Source organism: Peribacillus sp. NJ11 (assembly GCF_030348405.1).
GTDB lineage: Bacteria > Bacillota > Bacilli > Bacillales > DSM-1321 > Peribacillus.
Map to the genome: position 1 here is coordinate 4,839,654 of NZ_JAUCFO010000001.1, position 20,345 is coordinate 4,859,998.

Below are 20,345 nucleotides of genomic sequence, written 5' to 3' on the forward strand. Positions count from 1 at the left end.
GGCATTTTCGATCTATTGCAGTTGGATTGTCCCTTATGCTCAGGTTAATGTTAAGTGTTTTTTAATATGCGTTTAGAGGCAATCATATCGATTGCCTCTTTTTTTTACTGATTGGATTCATTGTGACCACAATAAAAACATACTTACAAATTAATTCATCAAATGAGTAAAATTGACAAATATGGTATTATAATCTAACCTAGTAGACTAGAGATATTCTACTACTTATGTTGATATCCAAACTTTATACCTATATTTCTTGATAAAAGTTACTGGGGAATCTCTTACCATTAAATAATTAGGCGGGTGGATTTTATGTGCGGTTTTGTTGGATGTATTCAAAAATATCCGAAAGCCATAAATTCAAATATGAAAGACACGATCAAGAAAATGAACACGATCATCACCCATAGGGGCCCGGATGATGAAGGTTATTTTTTTGATGAATTTGTGAATTTTGGATTTAGGAGATTAAGCATAATCGATATAGATAATGGTAACCAACCTCTTTCATATGAAAATGAAAGATATTGGATCATTTTTAATGGCGAAATCTATAATTATATTGAACTAAGGAAAGAACTCACTGATGAAGGATACGAGTTTACTACGGATTCTGATACGGAGGTAATATTGGCTCTCTATAGTAGCCAAAAAGAGCAAACCCTCCAGAAACTGCGCGGCATGTTCGCTTTTATCATTTGGGATAAACTCGAGCAAAAACTTTTTGGTGCAAGGGACCATTTTGGAATCAAGCCTTTTTTCTACTGTGAACAAGATGATGTCACATATTTCGCATCAGAAAAAAAGAGTATCTTGACAGCAATGAATGAAGAGTTGGACGTGAATTCATTACAGCATTTTCTCAGTTTTCAATATGTTCCCGAACCATCCACCCTTTCCAAAAACATTAACAAGTTATCTCCTGGACATTATTTCACTAAAGAGCCCGGAAAGAAAATGGAGATAAAAAAGTTCTGGAAACCTATTTTTCGCCCTTCCAATATAGAAGATTCAAAGGTCATAAAAGAAATACAAGAAACTTTAATGGACTCCGTGAACGTACATATGAGAAGTGATGTACCGGTTGGATCTTTTCTATCAGGAGGGATTGATTCATCATTTATCTGCTCCATCGCAAAACAGATTAACCCTAAGATCAAAACTTTCTCTGTAGGATTCGAAAGAGATGGATATAGTGAAATAAACGTTGCACAGGAAACGGCAGCCGCTCTAAATGTAGAAAATATAAGTTATATCATAAGTCCTGAAGAATTCTTGGCAGAACTTCCAAAGATTATCTGGCATATGGATGACCCTTTAGCTGACCCAGCTGCCGTTCCGCTATATTTTGTCGCACGGGAAGCTAAAAAGCATGTCAAGGTCGCCTTGTCCGGGGAGGGTGCAGACGAGTTATTCGGCGGATATAATATATACCGGGAGCCCCATTCCCTGCGCATGTTTTCCTATATACCAGCTCCGTTGAACAACGTGTTGAAGGCACTTTCCTCTGTTTTGCCAGAAGGGGTTAAAGGAAAGAGTTTTATAGAGCGCGGAGTTACACCTTTGGACGAACGATATATTGGAAACGCAAACATATTCGGCGAGAAAGAGAAAAAACTTTTATTAGTGAATTATCGCAACGGATTAGAAAATGAAAAAGTGACAAATCCCATCTATCAAAGTGCATTAGAATATGATCCTATTACCCAAATGCAAAACATTGATATTCAAACTTGGCTAAAAGGTGATATTTTATTGAAAGCAGATAAAATGTCCATGGCGAATTCTTTAGAGGTAAGAGTTCCATTTTTGGATAAATGCGTTTTCGATACGGCTTCAAAACTTAGCGTGGATCAAAAGGTAAGAAATGGAACGACCAAATACATGCTCCGAAAAGCTGCCCGTGGGATAGTGCCGGAACATGTATGGAGCAGAAAGAAGCTAGGCTTTCCAGTTCCTATACGCCATTGGTTAAAGGATGAATTATACGATTGGGCAGTAAGGTTAATCCAGGAGAGCCCAACTGACCACCTTTTTAACAAACCGCAAATTATGAAATTACTTGAAAACCATGTAAATAATAAAACGGACAACAGCCGGAAGCTCTGGACCATTTTAACCTTTATGATTTGGCATCAAATTTATATAGAAAAACAATATGAGCCACAGCCTCAAAAGATTTTACAATATGCTGTACATTAAACATCCCTTATGCTTTTTCATTCATTTCACCCAAGCATCCATGAAACATTGCTTGGGTGTTTTTTATATTTACTTGATTATCATTAAGAAACTAATATCCATTCAATTTATCAATTGGTATATGACGAATTTCTCAAAAGGATTAGATTCAGTCAAGCCAGGTAACATCACTTCGTCTTTCATCTCGAAGGCGGTTTGATTTTCGAGGAAAAAAATATAATCCTGTGAAGGATAAAATAAAATCAGCTCGATTTGGCGCGGTTCTTTTTCAAAGGAAAGCAATATGTTATTGATGATTTTCATGAAAATCTGTACAGAGAACGGATTAAAGAAATAAAAACGATTGTCTTTCGTATCAATATCATATTCTTCAGCCAAACAACATTGGAATTCTATATTGCCATAGTTTTTTTTACTTTTCTTCATGTAGCCATTCAGATTCTCGATCGCTTCTTTATAGAAATTTTCATTCATCTCCACGCCAACCACAGATGATTGATATAAGTGATGGATAAAAAAATTCAACCGTCCTTTACCGCATCCAAAATCCACAATGCGATCATTTCGTTTCAGTGGATATTTTTTGAATAAATGTTCTAATGCGGGATATGGCGTAGGCTCGTATCGGTGATAATGCAAAGAATCATTGAAATTTTTTTGTTCACCTTCCGTTTTGATGTTCAGTATTTCATCATAATTCGTTTCTTCCATTGTTATATGCACCTGCTTCATGTTTTTTTCAATAAAGGTGATCTTATCCAGGGTAAAGTCTTGTTATATGAATGTCCAGACAATTAATTGGATTTTGCTTTAGTTACATATTCATTAAAATAAAAAAAGCTGAAGCATCAAAAAGAGCTTCAGCTTTTTTTCATTATTCTTCTTCATCCCATATAATCCAGTCATGAACCTCCAGGATTTCCAGAAATTTCATCAATCGCGGTAAGGCTGGTTCCGCTTCCTCACCAAAGTGTTCACTCATCGCTTCAGAAATCTGATTGACATTGCTTTGGAACTCCATTTGTTTAATGGCAAATGCCCCAAACTTATCAAGCTTGATTTTCCGGACTGATGGTTGTTTAAAGAAACGAATCGTAATTCGTTCCAAGAAATTGGTCCGTTGAATGACTAAAAAAGTTGCTTCCGGGGATTCTTGTTCCATAGTGACGCGTCTTTCCAAAAGAGGAACCATAGTTAACAGGTTCCTCTTTTTTGATTGGCGTTTACGAAGCATCTTCTTTTTTCCCTTTGCTAGATACGAACCAAAGCAATCCAGCTAGAGCAAGGAATAGTAAGAAAGGTATCAAATTGCTGGCTAATTTAGCCGCAGCCGGGACTTGGACACCTGCTGCAATCAATATGGCAATAAGTACACCAATCAATGATTCACCTGCTATTAAACCAGATGCAAATAATACACCTCTATCAACACGTGCTTTAAGCGCTTCTTTTGTTTTCGAGAAGAATTCAACGAAGAAACGGATAAACCCACCGATCATGATTGGCGCACTAGTATGAACCGGCAAGTATATGCCGACTGCAACAACAAGTGAATTCAGACCGAAAAACTCTAATGTTATGGCAATAGCCGCACCGATAAAGATAAGGGTCCAAGGTAAATCTCCCCCAAGAACACCTTCAGCAAGTATTTTCATTAGTGCCGCTTTAGGTGCAGGTAGTTCTGCAGATCCCATCGTATAAGCGTTATCCATTAGAACCAGGATAAAACCAATGACAGAAGCAGACGCAACGACACCGATCATCATGGCAACTTGTTGTTTCCATGGTGTTCCGCCCACGATATACCCTGTTTTTAAATCTTGAGAAACATCACCTGAAACCGCAAGTGCTGTACAAATGATCGCAGCAACGGTTAAAGCGGCTACCATTCCTGTCGTCCCAGTAAAACCAGTAGCTTTATAGACAATCGCTACAATCAATAGTGTGGCTATCGTCATTCCAGAAACCGGGGAAGAAGAACTTCCGACGATTCCAACAACCCTTGAAGCCACCGTCACGAATAAAAATCCAAAAATCGCAATTGCAATCGCACCAATGATACCAACATCAGTTATTGGTGTGAAAGCAATGATTAAAATAACAATGATCGTTCCCAGCCAAACATATTTAGCCGGTATGTCTTTTTCAGTACGAATTGAACCTGATTTAAGTTGCCCTTTATTGGCTTTTACTCCTTTAAGAGTATCAATAACTGAACTGAAAAGTATAGGTAATGTTTTGATCAATGTGATCAATCCGCCAGTCGCAACGGCACCAGCACCTATATAACGTATATAATTATCCCAAATTCCCCATGCATCCAATTCACCAATCGGTACATCAGAAGGGAAAATGGCTGTTCCATTGCTGCCGCCAAAAAAGCTGATGGCCGGTATTAGAACGACCCAGGCTAATAACCCCCCACCTAGCATTTGTCCTGCAACACGCGGTCCAATAATATAACCTACACCCAAAAGGGAAGGAAAGGCATCAAGACCAACCACTGCATTTTTAAAATTCGTGATTCCTGTTTCAACCTCTGTCTTGAAGAGCTTAAACCCATCACCAAGTCCTTTAACCACACCGCCGATAACCAAACCGGCTCCGATTAATTTCGCGCTTGTACCACCCTTTTCTCCTGACTTCAGGACCTCGGCACATGCCGTACCTTCAGGATAAGGTAATGTTTCATGTTCCCTTACAATCAAAAGCTGGCGAAGGGGAACCATCATGAAGACCCCTAAAAATCCTCCAGTTAATACAACGAAAATGATGAATGCTTGACTCACGTCCATGTCCCACATGAATAATGCTGGAATGGTAAATACAGCACCGGCACCAATAGCCTCACCTGCCGTGGTCATCGTTTGCACAATATTGTTTTCTAATATTGAATCCCTGCGAAAAACCCCTCTTAAGATAGCCATTGAAATTACCGCTGCGGGTATTGAAGCAGAGACAGTCAACCCAATAAGTAGGCCTAAGTATGCATTTGCCGCCCCAAATACGATTGCAAGAATGATCCCTAGAATAATTGCAGTTGCAGTTAATTCCGGTAGAGATTTAGATGCAGAGACGTACGGAACGAATTTACTCTCTTTTGAATTGTTCGACAATTTTAGCCACTTCCTATGTTTAACTTTAAAATCACAGAGAACATTATATCACTGTAATTTAAAGACACGCAATGGAAAAATACTGCTCGTTAAAAGTTTGATTATATCAAAAATTCAGTTTAGCAGTTTCGGTTTTATAGTATATAAAAATAATATTTATCTAATATTACACCAAATCAATGCATCTCTTTCATACTATGGCGGGATCACAAGGGACTCCTAAACCTTCTTCATCTAATTGTGTTTTATAGTCAATTGATTCATTTGCATTCAATTCAACAGGCTATTATATAATAATTTAATCTGTGTCCTTTCCTAAAAGATAGGCAGGGATCATATACGATCATTAGGACCATAGGCAAATAACCCTGGGTTTTTGCACATTACATTGAAATCTAACATATCCTGCAAAATGAACTCATTAGAAAAGGAATGATACATTCATGGTCTCCTATATGGACTATACCTCACCATCCACACAATATTTTTTCGATGTTAATCAAAGCAATTTAATGAAAAAAGACAATCAAAACTATATAAATGTTTTAGGTATCAAACAATTGAACACACTCGAAAATGTTTCACTATTAGATATTTACCTTAGTAAGAACAATGTCGTAGAACCGCATTATCACCAAAATGCTGCAGAGCTAGTGTATTGCATTACTGGAGCTGCAACCGTTTCATTACTTAATCCTTTTACTAAGCAAATACAAAATTATCCCATTAAACCCGGTCAAGTAGCCAATGTTCCACAAGGTTGGTGGCATTATGAAGTGGCTAATACTGATAACACTCATCTGCTGGCCATTTTTAATGCACCAACACCTGAGGTGATCCTCGGTTCGGATATCTTGAAATTGACACCTGCAAATATTATGGCACATACGTATTGCATGGATGAAAACCAATGGAAAAAAGCAATTGCACCGGTCCAACCATCAACATTCATCGGTCCGCCAGCAAACTGCCACCGAGCGCCCGAAGAAGACATTCAGCAATATCCGCAATATATTAATCACTATGATAACCAGTTGTATACTGCCCCTGCACCCAACTATCAATTCCAACCTAATCCCCAGTATTATTATTATTGAAGATAAGTGTCGGGAACTCACTAGCCTATGCTTGGGCTCCTTTTATCTGACCCTTTAATGGGTCGTTTTTTATTTCCCCCTCACTCTTCCAACCTTCATCAAGCTCACCCTTCTTTCTCCAAAGTAAAAAGCACCATCGGTTAGGATGATGCTTCCTTCTTCTTATCCATATAATCTTTACGCTTTACTATATCCTCTTAAAAAAACAACCGGTCTCTAGGCAAGTCCTTAATTGGAGTGATGGCTTCTCTTTTAACTAAGTTGTTTAAGTTTTGTCTAGAGCACTGTAAGATTTCTATTGCTTCAGTGGTGTTCAAAATATTATTTTCTACAGTAGAGATCTATTGATGGTACGAAGGGACTGCCGTTATTTTCACCACCTTCCTAAAGTTTGCGGCTCTTCGGACGTAGCGCCCACGAAGCGATATTTAATGCAGCATATGTCAGCGGTAGGATAATAGAAAACCCATAATCACCATAATCGTTAGCAAACGCATGAGATAAAGCCGCACCAGTCATTAAAAAGAAGATACCAGCGTGAACCCATTCTTTAAGCCGAGGAACACCTGGCACAACCAGAGCGATGGCTCCAAGCACTTTCCAAATCCCGAGAATGGTCAAGACGTATAATGGGTAACCAAGATTCGTCACTAACTCGATGTTTCCCCCATATTGCATAAGTTGCCCGATACCACTTAACATAACAGCTGCTGCGAGTAGTAATGTGACTGACCAATAAGCAATCATTTTTCCTCGAGGCTGGGTTTCTACTTTCGCGGTTGTTTCCGCACCGATAATCTTACTCATTTGTTTCCTCCTCCTAATTGTTTCAAGTGAAACTTATTCAGGTTCCAAACTTTCCAAATGACTAACTCCTAATTACTGAGTTACAGTAAACTTGGTACCTAAAAAAAGTTTATGACCGCATGAAAGATAAGAGACGTAGGTAAATAAAATAAATACCCAACCTGGATTCCCCCACCGAATTAAATACTTCGTTTCAAAGTTCATCATGAATCGCCCTCTCATTTTGAATATAAATCATTCGACAAGAGGAGGCTATTCCTTTTAATTTATAAAAGCACCCAATGAATGGATGCTTAAAATAATTTGTTTAACTTTCTTCAGTAGTAATCGGAATCAGGATCAAATTCAGAAAATAGCAAATCCGACAGCGCTTCTAAATGATCCATTACTCTTTTCTGATATTCTGTATTAACAGAATTTAGTAGTCCTTTTTTTGCACTTTTGAAAGTAAGATTAGCAACTGTTGCCCCTATAATATAAAAACATATTTGAATTATAGAAACAGTATTATTTAATATTAAACTAATAAGCCCCCCACCGTTTGTAATTATTAGACAATAAATAACTAATTTTAACTAAAAAAGCAATGGAGAACCCTGCTACATAAAGGTTCTCCATTGCTTTTAATTACATGATCCGTTTAAACATTTTCTCCATTTCATAAATGGAGTAAGAGATGATGATTGGTCTTCCATGAGGGCATGTGAAGGGATCGGTTGTCCGTCTTAGTTCATCCAATAGTGCTTGAATTTCATCATTGCGCAGATGGCGGTTTGCCTTAATGGAGGCTTTACAGCTCATCATGATAGCTGCTTCTTCGCGCAATTTTTTGATGTCGACCTTTTTCATCGATAGCAATTGTTCTATCATTTCTTCAAGGATTCCCTGTTCAATTCCTTTAGGGAACCATTGTGGATGCGATCGGACAATATAGGCGTTATAGCCAAACTCTTCTAAATAGACTCCGACTTTTTCCAACTCATGCCGATATTCATTTATCCGGATACATTGGTCGGTCGAAAATTCAAGGGTGATGGGGACTAGCATATCTTGTAGTTCGTTTTCGACCCGTCCGACTTTTTCTTTAAAATATTCGTATTTGATCCGTTCCTGGGCAGCATGTTGGTCTATGATGTACAAACCTTTTTCGTTTTGGGCGAAAATATATGTTCCATGCATTTGTCCAATTGGGTACATGGGAGGGATTCGACTATCCGGTTCATTCCCCTCGATTTCTTCCTCTTGTTCGACAGTATAGGTTGTATACTTTTCAGCCGACTCGAAAAATGGTTTGCTTTCATCATCTTGTAAGACCGGTATATAGGTATCTGCCATTTGTTGCTGCTCGTTGCTGTAGATTAATTCCTTTATTGGTTCGTGATTGAAATCTTCAACGTGGTCCATATGTTTCTTTTCGTCCTGCTTTTCCCGGATCAAGGTATCCTTCAAGAGTGAAGCTTCTTTCCTGGCTTCTTCAAGTACGCGCTTCCCGCTTTCCACGACATGGTCCAATTCCAGCGTAGTTTGCTCACTTTTCACTTGTTCCGGCTTTGGTGCAGGTGTATATCCACTTGGAATTAGAGATATCTTTTTAAAGGAAGATTTAATCGTTTCTGATACGAGACTGTACAATTCCTGTTCCTTGCTGAGCCTTACCTCCATTTTGGATGGATGTACGTTGACATCGACAAGAATCGGATCCATTTCAATATTCAACAAAGCGATTGGAAAACGGCCAATTGGAAGAAGTGTATGGTACCCATCCAAGATCGCTTTCACGAGTGCATAGTTTTTAATGAAGCGGCCGTTTATCATGGTTGATATATAATTCCTTGAAGCCCGGGTGATCTCAGGCATAACGATATATCCGGATAATTTGAAGTCCAAGGAGCTTGCCTGAATCGGAATCATCTTTTTGGCGATATTCGTACCATAGATTGCAGCTAGCACCTGCCTGACATCCCCGTTACCATTCGTATGCAGGATACGCTTCCCATTGTGTGATAACCGTATTGAAACATCCGGGTGCGAAAGTGCGAGCCTATTAGCGACATCCGTAATATTTCCTAGCTCGGTATGAATGGTCTTCATATATTTCAACCTTGCAGGAGTATTGTAAAACAAGTCGGAAACCAGGATATCCGTTCCTTTACGGCTGGATGAAGCCTCGAGTTCCTTAACCATGCCGCCTTCAAGAAGTATGCGCGTCCCTACACCTTCCCCCGTGCTGCTTTTCAATTCGAAACGGGAAACTGAAGCAATACTGGGCATTGCTTCACCGCGAAAGCCAAGTGTTCGAATTCGGAAGAGATCATTTTCATCTTTTATTTTACTTGTGGCATGACGTTTAAATGCTGCCTCTATGTCATCGGCCAAAATCCCATCGCCATTGTCCACGATCCGGATGGAACCAAGTCCAGCCTCCACCAATTCAATCTCTATTATGGTACTGTTTGCATCTATTGAATTTTCCACTAGTTCCTTAACGACTGAGGCTGGGCGTTCCACAACTTCGCCAGCTGCGATTTTATTGGACAAAGCCTCGTCAAGCTGCATGATTTTCCCCATTATTATCGCCTCGCTTTATTTTCTCATTTAAGTTTCTTTTGTAATTTATAAAGGATATTCATCGCCTCAAGCGGCGTCATTTCAAGGATATCGAGTGATTTAATGTCATCCAGCACCTTTTTTTCCTTAGGTGAAGAATTCACTTTCCCTTTAGGAGCCTCTTCCCCAAAGAAGGAAAGCTGTGCCTCATTGGCGGATGTTTCAGGAGGGGCTTCAGCTTCGGCAATTGGTGCTTTGACAACAGCAGCGGGCTGTTCAGCCATCGCCTTTGCTTGTCCATTTTCATTCTCTAATTGCGCTAAAATGGCTGCCGCCCGATCAATTAACTGCTTCGGTAAATCAGCAAGCTTTGCAACATGAATCCCATAACTTTTATCCGCTGGACCTTCTTTAATTTTATGAAGAAAAACGACATTTCCATTTTGCTCAATAGCACTGACATGGATATTTTTCAATTTAGGCAGTTCTGATGCCAATACCGTCAATTCGTGATAATGAGTCGAAAAGAGGGTCTTGGCTCCAATTTCCTCATGAATATATTCAATGATGGCCTGGGCAAGCGCCATTCCATCGTAAGTTGATGTTCCCCGCCCGATCTCATCAAATAATATCAAACTGTTTTCTGTCGCATTCATAATCGCATTTCTTGCTTCAAGCATTTCGACCATGAATGTACTTTGACCGGAAATCAAATCATCAGCCGCGCCAATCCTAGTAAATACCTTATCAAAAATAGGCAATTCAGCTATACTTGCGGACACGAAGCATCCAATTTGCGCTAGAATCGATGTTAGCGCAATCTGACGCATATACGTACTTTTCCCCGACATATTGGGCCCTGTGATCAAGAGTAACTCCCGTTCCCCATCCATAAAGCAGTCATTGGGGACATACTCCTGTGATTGAAGGACTTTCTCGACCACTGGATGCCTGCCTTCCTTCAGGACGATTCTTCTATCATCAGAAAATACAGGCTTCACATAATGGCGTTCTTCGCTAATCGTCGCAAAGCACTGCAGGACATCCAGTTCACTGACGCCTTTCGCTAAATCCTGTAAGCGCGGGATATAGCTTTTGACCTCTTCACGAAGATTAAGGAATAGGTCATATTCCAAACTGACGCTTTTTTCTTCTGCTTGTAAAATCAAAGCTTCCTTTTCTTTTAATTCAGGTGTGATATAACGTTCGGCATTCGTTAGTGTTTGCTTCCGTTCATAACGCCCTTCTTCTAGCAGATGCAAATTGGCTCGTGTGACTTCAATATAATAACCAAAAACACGATTATATCCGATTTTCAATGATCTGATCCCTGTGCGTTCCCGCTCTTCGCGTTCCAGCTGTGCAATCCAGGTTTTCCCGTTTCTGCTGGCATCCCTGTATGTATCCAGCTCCTTATGGAAACCGTCCTGAATGATATTCCCTTCCTTCACGGACAATGGCGGGTTTTCTACAAGCGCCGTTTCAAGCAAATCCGTCACTTCTTCACAAGGATCCAATTTATCGGCAAGAATTGAAATATCCTGATTGGAAGCCATTGACTTCACGATTTCACGAATGATTGGCACCTGTTGCAATGAACGTTTCAATTGAATCAAGTCTCGAGCGTTTACATTCCCGAAGGCGACCCTTCCGGCAAGCCGCTCCAAGTCGTACACTTCCTTCAGCCGTTCACGTAAGTCTTGCCGTTCGAAGTATTGATTTTTCAGGGTTTCAACAAGGCTTTGCCTCCGCTCGATCTGTTTTTTATTAATGAGCGGCCTATCAATCCATTGCTTCAACATCCTTCCGCCCATGGCTGTTTTCGTTTCATCAAGCAGCCATAGTAATGAGCCTTTTTTACCTTTGGAACGAATGGTTTCCGTCAATTCCAAATTGCGTTTGCTATAATAATCAATTTTCATATATTGTGACGTTTCATATGCAAGCACTGGCTGTAAATGATCCAGGCTGCGCTTTTGAGTACGGTATAGATAATTCAATAAACGTGTGGTCGTCGTTGCCAGTTTCTGGTCTTTTAACAGATGAAGCAATGCAACGAATGACTCGCTTTGAACCAAATTATTCTCTAGGGATAAAGCGGCAGCGCCCCGTTCTTGCAGCTTTTTTTTCCATTCTTCATTGAAATCTTCAGCTATGACCACTTCGCTCGCACCAAGGATGGCAAATTCATTCAGAACTTCTTCAAAACTCTCAATCAAAGTGACCTTGTTTTCCCCGGTCGATAAATCATTGTATCCAAAGCCAAACTGCCCATCCGTAAAATAAGTGATGGTGGCAATATAATTATTTTCCTTTTCTCGAAGACCCTTACTATCCATTTTCGTTCCCGGAGTAATCAGCTGGACAACTTCCCTGCGTACCACACCTTTGGCTTGCTTGGGATCTTCAGTCTGTTCACATATAGCTACTTTAAATCCTTTTTCTATCAATATATCAATATAATTAGCAGCCGAGTGATACGGAATGCCGCACATCGGAATTCTGTCTTCACTACCACCTTCTCGGCTCGTTAATGTGATTTCGAGCTCCTGGGATGCATTCAGTGCATCGTCAAAAAACATTTCATAAAAATCGCCTAAACGAAAAAATAAAAAGGCATCCTGGTACTCTGCCTTAATTTTTAAGTATTGCTGTATCATCGGAGTATATCCAGCCATTCCTTCAAAACCTTTCCAAACTAAAATCTATTACTCATTTATGTCCTTCATTATAACATACGGGAAAGCAACATTGCCTGAATTCGAAATTGAATGGTAAATCAATTATCCTGTGAGATTAACTGTTGTATGCTTGCAGTATCTGCAAACTTTTTTTGGTTTCTCATCGTTATGCCTGCAAGGGTCCTGTCCGACTTCAAATTAAATAAAACCGGATGAAGGGAATGTCATCCGGTAGTTACTTTCTATATTCTATTCGTCTTCGAATTCATCAAGGAAATCCGGATCTAAATCTTCAAATTCCTCATCATCGAAATCAGAGCCCCAGTCATCCTCACAGCGGCCATCTGGACTAACAGCGACACAAATTTTCGTTTCGCCGACGACTTCCACAAAGAATTCCCTTTCCACATGGACAATGATTTTTTGTCCACATGGGGAGATGCAAGCTTCTAAACAATTCGGCTGTTGGACAACTGTTGCAAAAATTTCATGGTCATCAAGACAATCGGGATCACGGTATTTCAGCGAAATCACGTCGGTATATTGCACTTTTTCAGTTACAACTTCCGTCTTCGAATTATGGTTATAAGAATACCAGACGTTGATTTCGTAGCTGCCGTGAATTTCTACCTTTTTGCCGACTTTCTTTGCATCGTATTTATGGTTGATGATCCAACAACCTAGAATGCTAGAAGGATGATGAGCCGGGCAAATGGTGTGAGAGGACTTTGTGAATTTACGTCCTTTTGCCACCACCGCTTTAGTAATTATCTCTCTATATTGTGACATGCTAGCGAACCCTCCTCATACAGTTTCCATTCATCCTATGCGTGGTAAAAGTCTAGTGTGCGTAGAATTTTATTTGTTTGAAAACTGCAGTAATGTTTTAAACCTAGGTTATTTTATGCGCATGTTTTGGGATATGTGTCACGAATGGGCGCTGTATAAGGATTTACGCAATATAAAAAAGCCCTTCTGAAATCAGAAGGGCTTTGCCATATTCATGAACAGCTTCCGCCGCCGGCTTGTACTTGTGAACCAGTCTCCCCGCGAAGGACGTCGCCTTCGGTCGATTCAATGATCAGGTCCGTCACCTTATTCGATACTTGTGATGAGACCATTTGTAAGAGATCATTTACATCAACTTGGGATTGCTTGAATTCTTGGACGATCGGAAGTTCATCCAATTGTTTTTCAAGTGCATCAATTTTGGCCTGAACTTGGCTGTATGCTTTCTCTTTTCCGTAATGCTGGAAGTTTACCGCCTGTTTTTGCAAACTCTTGATACTTGCGATCATTTCACGGATTTTTTGGTTTTCATTGATGTGAGCTTCTGCCCGTTTAAAGAAATCGACTTCTTCCGTGCTGGCAATCATTTCAGCAAGCTCGGCCGCTTTTGACAGGATGTCATCTTTAGTATATTTCGTCATATTACTCCACCTCAATCGCCGTTGCTTCTTCAACCATATCCCCATTTAATGACCATGTTTTCGTATCGGTGATTTTCACTTTTACGATTTGGCCAATAGCGGATTTTGGTCCTTTGAAGTTCACGAGCTTATTTTTCGTTGTATAACCTGCTAATACTTCCGCATTCTTCTTGCTTTCGCCTTCAACAAGCACTTCAACAATCTGTCCATCATACTCTTTCATTTTCAACGCGCACGTATCATTGACAAGGGCATTCAAGCGTTGCAGGCGTTCCTTTTTCACTTCCATCGGTACATTATCCTGCATTTTCGCAGCCGGTGTTCCCTCACGTGGTGAATAAATGTAAGTATATGCTGCATCGAAACCAACTTCGCGGTATAAAGACATCGTTTCTTCAAAATGCTCTTCCGTTTCATTCGGATAGCCTACAATTATGTCAGTTGTTAGCGATGCACTTGGGATAGCTTCCTTAATCTTTCTTACCAGCTCTAAATATTGCTCGCGTGTATATTTACGGGCCATGATTTTAAGTGTGTCCGTACTTCCAGATTGAACAGGAAGGTGGATATGGTCAACAAGATTTCCGCCTTTAGCCAGAACTTCGATCAAGTGATCATCAAAGTCACGGGGATGACTTGTCGTAAAACGAATACGCGGAATATCGATTTTGCGGATTTCATCCATCAAATCACCGAAACGATATTCGATATCCGTAAAATCTTTACCATAAGCATTCACATTCTGTCCAAGCAGAGTTATTTCTTTGTAACCCTGAGCCGCTAAATGACGGACTTCCTGTATGATATCTTCAGGTCTGCGGCTTCTTTCTTTCCCCCTTGTGTAAGGTACGATGCAGTATGTACAAAACTTATCGCAGCCATACATGATATTGACCCATGCCTTCGTTTTGCCTTTACGCACCTTCGGAAGATTCTCGATTACATCACCTTCTTTAGACCAAACCTCAATGACCATTTCCTTAGATAGATAAGCTTCATTAAGAATTTGGGGCAGCCTGTGGATATTATGCGTTCCGAAAATCATATCTACAAAATGGTGCTTCTCAAGAATCCGCTTTACAACTGACTCCTCTTGCGACATACAACCGCAAACCCCAAGCAATAGATCCGGCTTTTCCAATTTTAATGATTTTAAATGCCCCAATTCACCGAACACTTTATTCTCTGCGTTTTCCCGAATTGCACATGTGTTAAGTAAAATGACGTTAGCATCATCCACCGTGTTTGTCGGCTCATAACCAAGTGCCGTAAAGATGCCCGCCATGACTTCAGTATCATGTTCGTTCATTTGACAGCCGTATGTACGAATGTAAAACTTTTTGCCTTCTCCCATCCCACGGAAACCTTCAGGAATTGCAAAGTCATCATGATATTCTACTTCTTCTTTTCCTCGCTTTTTCGCATCTTTTAAGGAAGGCGGAATATAAACGGCTTGAAAGTACTTACTGAAGTCCTTATCGGATTTTTTGTCCGCTGGATTTTCAGCCTGTACTTGTTGTGATTCTAAACGTTGTTTCTCGTTCATAGTTAATCTCCTTTCAAAATAGTTAGTTTATTTCTTTCCCCAACTATTTCAAGACCTATCTTCTAATGGTTTTTATACGGATTCCTTATTAAGAATTACCAGTAAATATTAGCTTTTAAGTGTGATATATCCACATTACCATAGTATAAAGCTTTTAACAGCAAGAAACAATCATTCTGTCGTGCCTTCTTCAATTGTAAGAAACTTTTCACAAATACGGAAAATAAGAACATGAAAAAAGAGGCTTGATTCGTATATTCACTATGACGAAATTAGCCTCTTCTTATTCATTTATTGGATGACCCCTGGCACCTTACCAGCTTTTCAAATCCAGATAATCCTATTTCCAGTTGATTCAAAACCTCTCATTTCCCCTCCTTTTCAGATGGTTAAGGTATCAGAAGCACCTTACCACACTGACCTTTGATCATCAGTTCAAATCCCTTCTCAAAATCGCTTAGCGGAAAACGGTGTGTAATCATTGGTTTTACATCAACCCTACCACTTCCAAGCAGACTGGAAACCTGTTGCCAGGTTGAAAACATTTTCCTTCCGGTTATCCCTTGGACAGTAAGACCCTTGAATACAATATCGTCCGTTATATTAAGAGTGACGGGCTGAGACGGCAGACTTAGAATCGATATCCTTCCACCGTTTGTCGCCATCTTAAAGCCTTGTTCGATAGCTATCGGATTACCGCTCATTTCGCAAACCACATCCACCCCATCCCCATTTGTCAGACCTTTCGTGATTTCCAGTGGATTCTGTTTAATTGAATGAATGAGGTCTGTAGCCCCCATCTTTTTGGCAAGCTGAAGTCGATAATCATTAATATCAAGAGCGATTACTTTATCAGCACCTGCAGCCTTCGCTACGGCAACTGCCATAAGCCCAATTGGACCACAGCCGATTATGGCCACCGTTTTACCCAGCACCTCGCCAGCAAGCACTGAATGGACGGCATTTCCCATCGGTTCTTGGATGGTAGCTATATCGAGTGGCATATCATTTGGATTTTTCCATAGATTTTTGGCGGGCAGAGCTATATACTCTGCAAAGCACCCCTGTTTATCGAGACCGATAATGTTGGTGTTTTTACAAATATGGAATTGTCCGGTTAAGCATTGCCTGCATGCACCGCAAACTATATGTGTTTCGGCAGATACACAATCACCAACCGCTACAGTTCTCACACTTGCCCCTATCTCGATTACTTCCCCAGCAAATTCGTGCCCAAATACGTATGGTGGATTCACCCTTCCCTGCGACCATTTATCCCAGGTGAAAATATGAATATCCGTTCCACAGATTGAGGTCAATTTCACTCGAATCAAGACTTCGTCATCACGAATTTCCGGAATATCAACAACTTGTAATTGTGCCCCATAACCTCGGTGATGTTTGACGACTGCTTTCATTTTCCCTCTCAACATGTGCACTCCCCCTGAAATAGGGCTGTTCTTTTCATCTACCTTAATATGTAAAGATATGAAAAACTAATTAAAAAAATACCATAATCGCTTTTGTACCAGCCTTCTCACATTAATTTTGATGATTTTGGTGCATTTGTACATTTTTGTTAAATGGGTCATGTTTCTATAGCATCTTGTCCGCTCTCGAATAAGATATCTTGTACAACCAAAATAAACGAAGGAGTGACTTATATGTCATGTAACAATAATCACCATCATGATAATAATAATAACGACAGAATCGCAGACAATTTTTGTCGTGCTGTGAGGGGCTGTAATAGGCGCGACCGCGACCGCGACCGGGATCGTGACCGGGATCGGGATCGGGATCGGGATCGGGATCGCGATAACGATAGAATCGCAGACGATTTTTGTCGTGCTGTGAGAGGCTGTAATAGGCGCGACCGCGACCGGGATCGTGACCGGGATCGTGACCGGGATCGGGATCGGGATCGTGACCGTGACCGCGACCACCATTGTTGCAGAAGGAACCGTTGCAATTTCTTCGGCGGCTGTGGATGCTAATAACGGTTGGTGGTAAGCTAATCCAGAGAGTATAGTGCTTCTCTCTACTTGAGCTTTCCAATTAATCACAAAAAAGGTTCACCCCATCTTAGGGGTGAACCTTTTCGTTTTACATAAATTCTGCAACAAGCTTATCAAAATGTGCTTGATCCAGTGTAAGATCTGATTTATTTAACGCTTCTTCAGCATAACCCGGCACTAATTCCTGGTACGAAGGACGTGAAGAGTCTTGATAAATAATCCCTGTCACAAGTCCGTCATGTTTCATCAAAGTCTGCATCGCCTGTTCTTTATTCGATGAATCATAGCCTTCAATCGTGTTCAATTTAGTTAAGTTTTGTTTAAACCAATCATACGTATTAATCTTATTGTAAGTTACGCATGGAGAGAAAACATTGATAAAGGAGAATCCTTTATGGTTTATCCCTGCTTCAATGATTGCCGTCAGGTCTTTTAAGTCAGTGGAAAAGCTTTGGGCTACAAACGTAGCGCCAGCTGACAATGCTAATTCCATAGGTGAAACAGACTGTTCTATTGATCCTTCTGGAGTGGATTTCGTTTTAAATCCAGCAGCCGACCTAGGAGAAGTCTGGCCTTTTGTCAATCCATAAATTTGATTATCCATGACTATATAAGTAATGTCGATATTACGACGGATCGCATGAATGGTGTGTCCCATCCCGATCGCAAATCCATCTCCGTCACCGCCAGAAGCTATAACGGTCAATTCACGGTTGGCCATTTTCACTCCTTGGGCAATTGGCAGTGAGCGGCCATGGATTCCGTGGAAACCATATGACTTGATGTAACCAGATATACGCCCTGAACAGCCGATACCGGAAACTACAGCCAAATTCTCCGGCTCCAATCCTACATTTGCTGCCGCACGCTGCATGGCAGCCTGAACGGAGAAATCACCGCAGCCAGGACACCAGTTAGGTTTTACATCATTACGAAACTCTTTAAACGTTGCCATATTCGAACATCTCCTTGCATTGTGTGTGAATTTCATGCGGGAGGAATGGGTTGCCATCATATTTTAGGATGCTTTTAATTTTATTAACGTGTCCGACATTCATCTTGATAATATTAGCCAATTGTCCAGTCGCATTATTTTCAATAACTACTACTTTCTTGGCACTTTGCACCAATGATAGGACTTCATCAGCTGGGAAAGGATGTATCAACCGGATTTGCGCATGATTCACTTTCATTCCATCTGTTTCTAACCGGCCGATCGCTTCATCAATCGTCCCGCGTGTTGAGTTAAAACCAAGAATTAATAAATCCGCTTCTTCATGCGGTGTGTTTTTGTATACTGGCGTATGGAATGTGTTTGTAAGATTATTAAGCTTACGCATCCGTTTATCCATTTGCACTTTACGATTCAAAGCCGTTTCAGAAGGTCTGCCAGTTTCATCATGTTCAACACCTGTAACATGGTGAATTCCATTTTTCATTCCAGGAACTACACGTGGGGAGACCCCGTCTTCAGTTACTTCATAACGCTTGAAGTATGATTTGTTTTCATCCTCTTCAATTTCAAAGTCCACCAATTTACCGCGTCTTATCTCCACTTTTCCGTAATCAAGCGGCTGAACCGTCTGTTTACCTAGTGATAGCTGTAAGTCGGATAAAATGATAACTGGACATTGATATTCCTCTGCAAGGTTGAATGCTTCTGCCGTATCATAAAAAGCTTCCTCGACTGTACTCGGAGCCATGACGATTTTAGGAATTTCACCATGTGTACCATAAATCATGGCCATTAAATCGGATTGCTCCTGTTTTGTAGGAAGTCCCGTAGATGGACCGCCACGTTGAGTATCGACAATGACAATTGGCGTCTCGGTGATGCCCGCTAGACCAATCGCTTCCATTTTCAATGAAAGTCCAGGTCCAGCTGAGGCTGTGATGGCACGTACCCCACCATAGTTTGCACCAATCGCCATTGTAGCTGCTGCGATTTCATCTTCAGTCTGTATGACCGTCCCACCCAATTGAGGAAGTTTTTTAATTAGGTATTCCATAATTTCCGAGGCCGGAGTAATCGGGTAAGCTGCCATGAAGCGGCAACCGCCTGCAACTGCGCCTAAAGCGATAGCATCGTTTCCGATCATGAACAATCGTTTTTGGCCATCTGCCTTTTCCAGCTCCATTGCGCCCAGTTTTTCTCCAAGCATCACTTCCATTGCTTTGTAGCCAGCAGTAATGGCATCCATATTCTTCTTAACGATTTCTTCACCTTTACGGCCGAATATTTCATCCACCACATCGTTGAATACGGAAATTTCCATTCCCAGAACAGCACATGTCGCACCGATAGCGACCATATTTTTCATTAATGATGTTCCTAATTCCGCTGCTATTTCCGTAAATGGAACAATATATAATTCTGCCTTTGTATCTTCTGGGCAGACAGGTTTGAATTTTGCATCTGCGATTATGATGCCACCTTCATGTAATTCTTTATAATTGACGTCAATTGTTTCTTGGTCAAAAGCAACTAAGATGTCTAAATCATCAGAGATAGCACGAGTTTCCGTAGTACTTACACGAATTTTGTTATTCGTGTGTCCACCCTTGATTCGGGATGAGAAATGACGGTAGCCATACAAGTAATAACCTAAGCGATTGAGGGCAATACAGAATATTTCTCCTGTACTTTCAATACCTTCACCTTGTTGTCCGCCAACTTTCCATGAAAGTTGATTGATCATGTCTTACACTCCTTTAGGACGTTCGTATATAAATGCATTTAAAACGCACCTCTCTTCAGAACATTCGACTATGTATAATTAATCGTTCTAAAATAGAAAAGGTGTACTAAACGCTTTCAATTCTATCGGTTAAATCATTAAATTGCAACCTTTTTGCTTTTATTTTTTATATTTTCAGAATATTTATTCATATCTATAT

At 40.5% G+C, this 20,345-nt stretch carries 15 protein-coding genes; 2 read left to right on the plus strand and 13 right to left on the minus strand.

Going from position 1 to position 20,345, the window contains the following annotated elements:
* Nucleotides 1-315 precede the first annotated feature (315 nt).
* Entirely contained in the window at nucleotides 316-2,205 is a 1,890-nt protein-coding gene (asnB, locus tag QUF86_RS23645) for an asparagine synthase (glutamine-hydrolyzing) (RefSeq protein ID WP_289335883.1), read from the plus strand.
* A gap of 102 nt (nucleotides 2,206-2,307) precedes the next feature.
* On the opposite strand, the gene QUF86_RS23650 is transcribed toward asnB, so the two are convergent.
* From QUF86_RS23650 to QUF86_RS23660, 3 genes are all read right to left on the minus strand, one after another.
* Nucleotides 2,308-2,916: a methyltransferase domain-containing protein gene (locus tag QUF86_RS23650; RefSeq protein WP_289335884.1), complete on the minus strand. Its 609-nt coding sequence runs from the start codon at nucleotides 2,914-2,916 to the stop codon at nucleotides 2,308-2,310.
* Nucleotides 2,917-3,079: 163 nt separating this feature from the next.
* On the minus strand, nucleotides 3,080-3,439 hold the full coding sequence (locus QUF86_RS23655) for a PqqD family protein (RefSeq protein ID WP_289335885.1): 360 nt from the start codon (nucleotides 3,437-3,439) through the stop codon (nucleotides 3,080-3,082).
* Nucleotides 3,429-5,321 carry an OPT family oligopeptide transporter gene (locus QUF86_RS23660; protein WP_289317084.1) on the minus strand — a complete coding sequence of 631 codons (1,893 nt, stop codon included), beginning with the start codon at nucleotides 5,319-5,321 and terminating at the stop codon, nucleotides 3,429-3,431. Before QUF86_RS23660 ends, QUF86_RS23655 begins: the two co-directional genes overlap by 11 nt.
* A gap of 443 nt (nucleotides 5,322-5,764) precedes the next feature.
* Here QUF86_RS23660 and QUF86_RS23665 point away from each other — a divergent pair, with 443 nt between their 5' ends.
* Nucleotides 5,765-6,418, plus strand: coding sequence for a cupin domain-containing protein (locus QUF86_RS23665; RefSeq protein WP_289335886.1), 654 nt, complete (start codon nucleotides 5,765-5,767; stop codon nucleotides 6,416-6,418).
* A gap of 384 nt (nucleotides 6,419-6,802) precedes the next feature.
* Here the strand turns inward: QUF86_RS23665 and QUF86_RS23670 are convergent, their stop codons facing one another.
* From QUF86_RS23670 to QUF86_RS23715, 10 genes are all read right to left on the minus strand, one after another.
* Nucleotides 6,803-7,225 (minus strand): DoxX family protein, encoded by a 423-nt coding sequence (locus QUF86_RS23670; protein ID WP_289335887.1) that lies wholly within the window; start codon nucleotides 7,223-7,225, stop codon nucleotides 6,803-6,805.
* A 627-nt stretch (nucleotides 7,226-7,852) separates the two neighbouring features.
* Complete coding sequence (mutL, locus tag QUF86_RS23675) at nucleotides 7,853-9,793, minus strand: DNA mismatch repair endonuclease MutL (RefSeq protein ID WP_289335888.1); 1,941 nt, start codon at nucleotides 9,791-9,793, stop codon at nucleotides 7,853-7,855.
* Nucleotides 9,794-9,816: 23 nt separating this feature from the next.
* Entirely contained in the window at nucleotides 9,817-12,450 is a 2,634-nt protein-coding gene (mutS, locus tag QUF86_RS23680) for a DNA mismatch repair protein MutS (RefSeq protein ID WP_289335889.1), read from the minus strand.
* 252 nt (nucleotides 12,451-12,702) lie between these two features.
* Nucleotides 12,703-13,242 carry an outer spore coat protein CotE gene (locus tag QUF86_RS23685; protein WP_289317089.1) on the minus strand — a complete coding sequence of 180 codons (540 nt, stop codon included), beginning with the start codon at nucleotides 13,240-13,242 and terminating at the stop codon, nucleotides 12,703-12,705.
* Nucleotides 13,243-13,454: 212 nt separating this feature from the next.
* The gene (locus tag QUF86_RS23690) at nucleotides 13,455-13,883 is read right to left on the minus strand and encodes a YlbF/YmcA family competence regulator (protein WP_289317090.1); all 429 of its coding nucleotides are present in this window, start codon (nucleotides 13,881-13,883) and stop codon (nucleotides 13,455-13,457) included.
* 1 nt (nucleotide 13,884) lies between these two features.
* On the minus strand, nucleotides 13,885-15,429 hold the full coding sequence (miaB, locus tag QUF86_RS23695) for a tRNA (N6-isopentenyl adenosine(37)-C2)-methylthiotransferase MiaB (protein WP_289317091.1): 1,545 nt from the start codon (nucleotides 15,427-15,429) through the stop codon (nucleotides 13,885-13,887).
* Between the two features lie 389 nt (nucleotides 15,430-15,818).
* Nucleotides 15,819-16,859 (minus strand): L-threonine 3-dehydrogenase, encoded by a 1,041-nt coding sequence (gene tdh / locus QUF86_RS23700; protein ID WP_289336290.1) that lies wholly within the window; start codon nucleotides 16,857-16,859, stop codon nucleotides 15,819-15,821.
* Nucleotides 16,860-17,096: 237 nt separating this feature from the next.
* Nucleotides 17,097-17,495, minus strand: coding sequence for a hypothetical protein (locus tag QUF86_RS23705; RefSeq protein WP_289335890.1), 399 nt, complete (start codon nucleotides 17,493-17,495; stop codon nucleotides 17,097-17,099).
* A 40-nt stretch (nucleotides 17,496-17,535) separates the two neighbouring features.
* Nucleotides 17,536-18,402: a 2-oxoacid:ferredoxin oxidoreductase subunit beta gene (locus tag QUF86_RS23710; RefSeq protein ID WP_289317093.1), complete on the minus strand. Its 867-nt coding sequence runs from the start codon at nucleotides 18,400-18,402 to the stop codon at nucleotides 17,536-17,538.
* Nucleotides 18,389-20,146, minus strand: coding sequence for a 2-oxoacid:acceptor oxidoreductase subunit alpha (locus QUF86_RS23715; RefSeq protein ID WP_289317094.1), 1,758 nt, complete (start codon nucleotides 20,144-20,146; stop codon nucleotides 18,389-18,391). Before QUF86_RS23715 ends, QUF86_RS23710 begins: the two co-directional genes overlap by 14 nt.
* Nucleotides 20,147-20,345: the final 199 nt, after the last annotated feature.

Coding starts and splice junctions, on each gene's coding strand:
- asnB (WP_289335883.1), top strand. CDS start 316: ATGTGCGGTTTTGTTGGATGTATTCAAAAATATCCGAAAGCCATAAAT.
- QUF86_RS23650 (WP_289335884.1), bottom strand. CDS start 2,916: ATGGAAGAAACGAATTATGATGAAATACTGAACATCAAAACGGAAGGT.
- QUF86_RS23655 (WP_289335885.1), bottom strand. CDS start 3,439: ATGCTTCGTAAACGCCAATCAAAAAAGAGGAACCTGTTAACTATGGTT.
- QUF86_RS23665 (WP_289335886.1), top strand. CDS start 5,765: ATGGTCTCCTATATGGACTATACCTCACCATCCACACAATATTTTTTC.
- QUF86_RS23670 (WP_289335887.1), bottom strand. CDS start 7,225: ATGAGTAAGATTATCGGTGCGGAAACAACCGCGAAAGTAGAAACCCAG.
- mutL (WP_289335888.1), bottom strand. CDS start 9,793: ATGGGGAAAATCATGCAGCTTGACGAGGCTTTGTCCAATAAAATCGCA.
- mutS (WP_289335889.1), bottom strand. CDS start 12,450: ATGGCTGGATATACTCCGATGATACAGCAATACTTAAAAATTAAGGCA.
- QUF86_RS23685 (WP_289317089.1), bottom strand. CDS start 13,242: ATGTCACAATATAGAGAGATAATTACTAAAGCGGTGGTGGCAAAAGGA.
- QUF86_RS23690 (WP_289317090.1), bottom strand. CDS start 13,883: ATGACGAAATATACTAAAGATGACATCCTGTCAAAAGCGGCCGAGCTT.
- miaB (WP_289317091.1), bottom strand. CDS start 15,429: ATGAACGAGAAACAACGTTTAGAATCACAACAAGTACAGGCTGAAAAT.
- QUF86_RS23710 (WP_289317093.1), bottom strand. CDS start 18,402: ATGGCAACGTTTAAAGAGTTTCGTAATGATGTAAAACCTAACTGGTGT.
- QUF86_RS23715 (WP_289317094.1), bottom strand. CDS start 20,146: ATGATCAATCAACTTTCATGGAAAGTTGGCGGACAACAAGGTGAAGGT.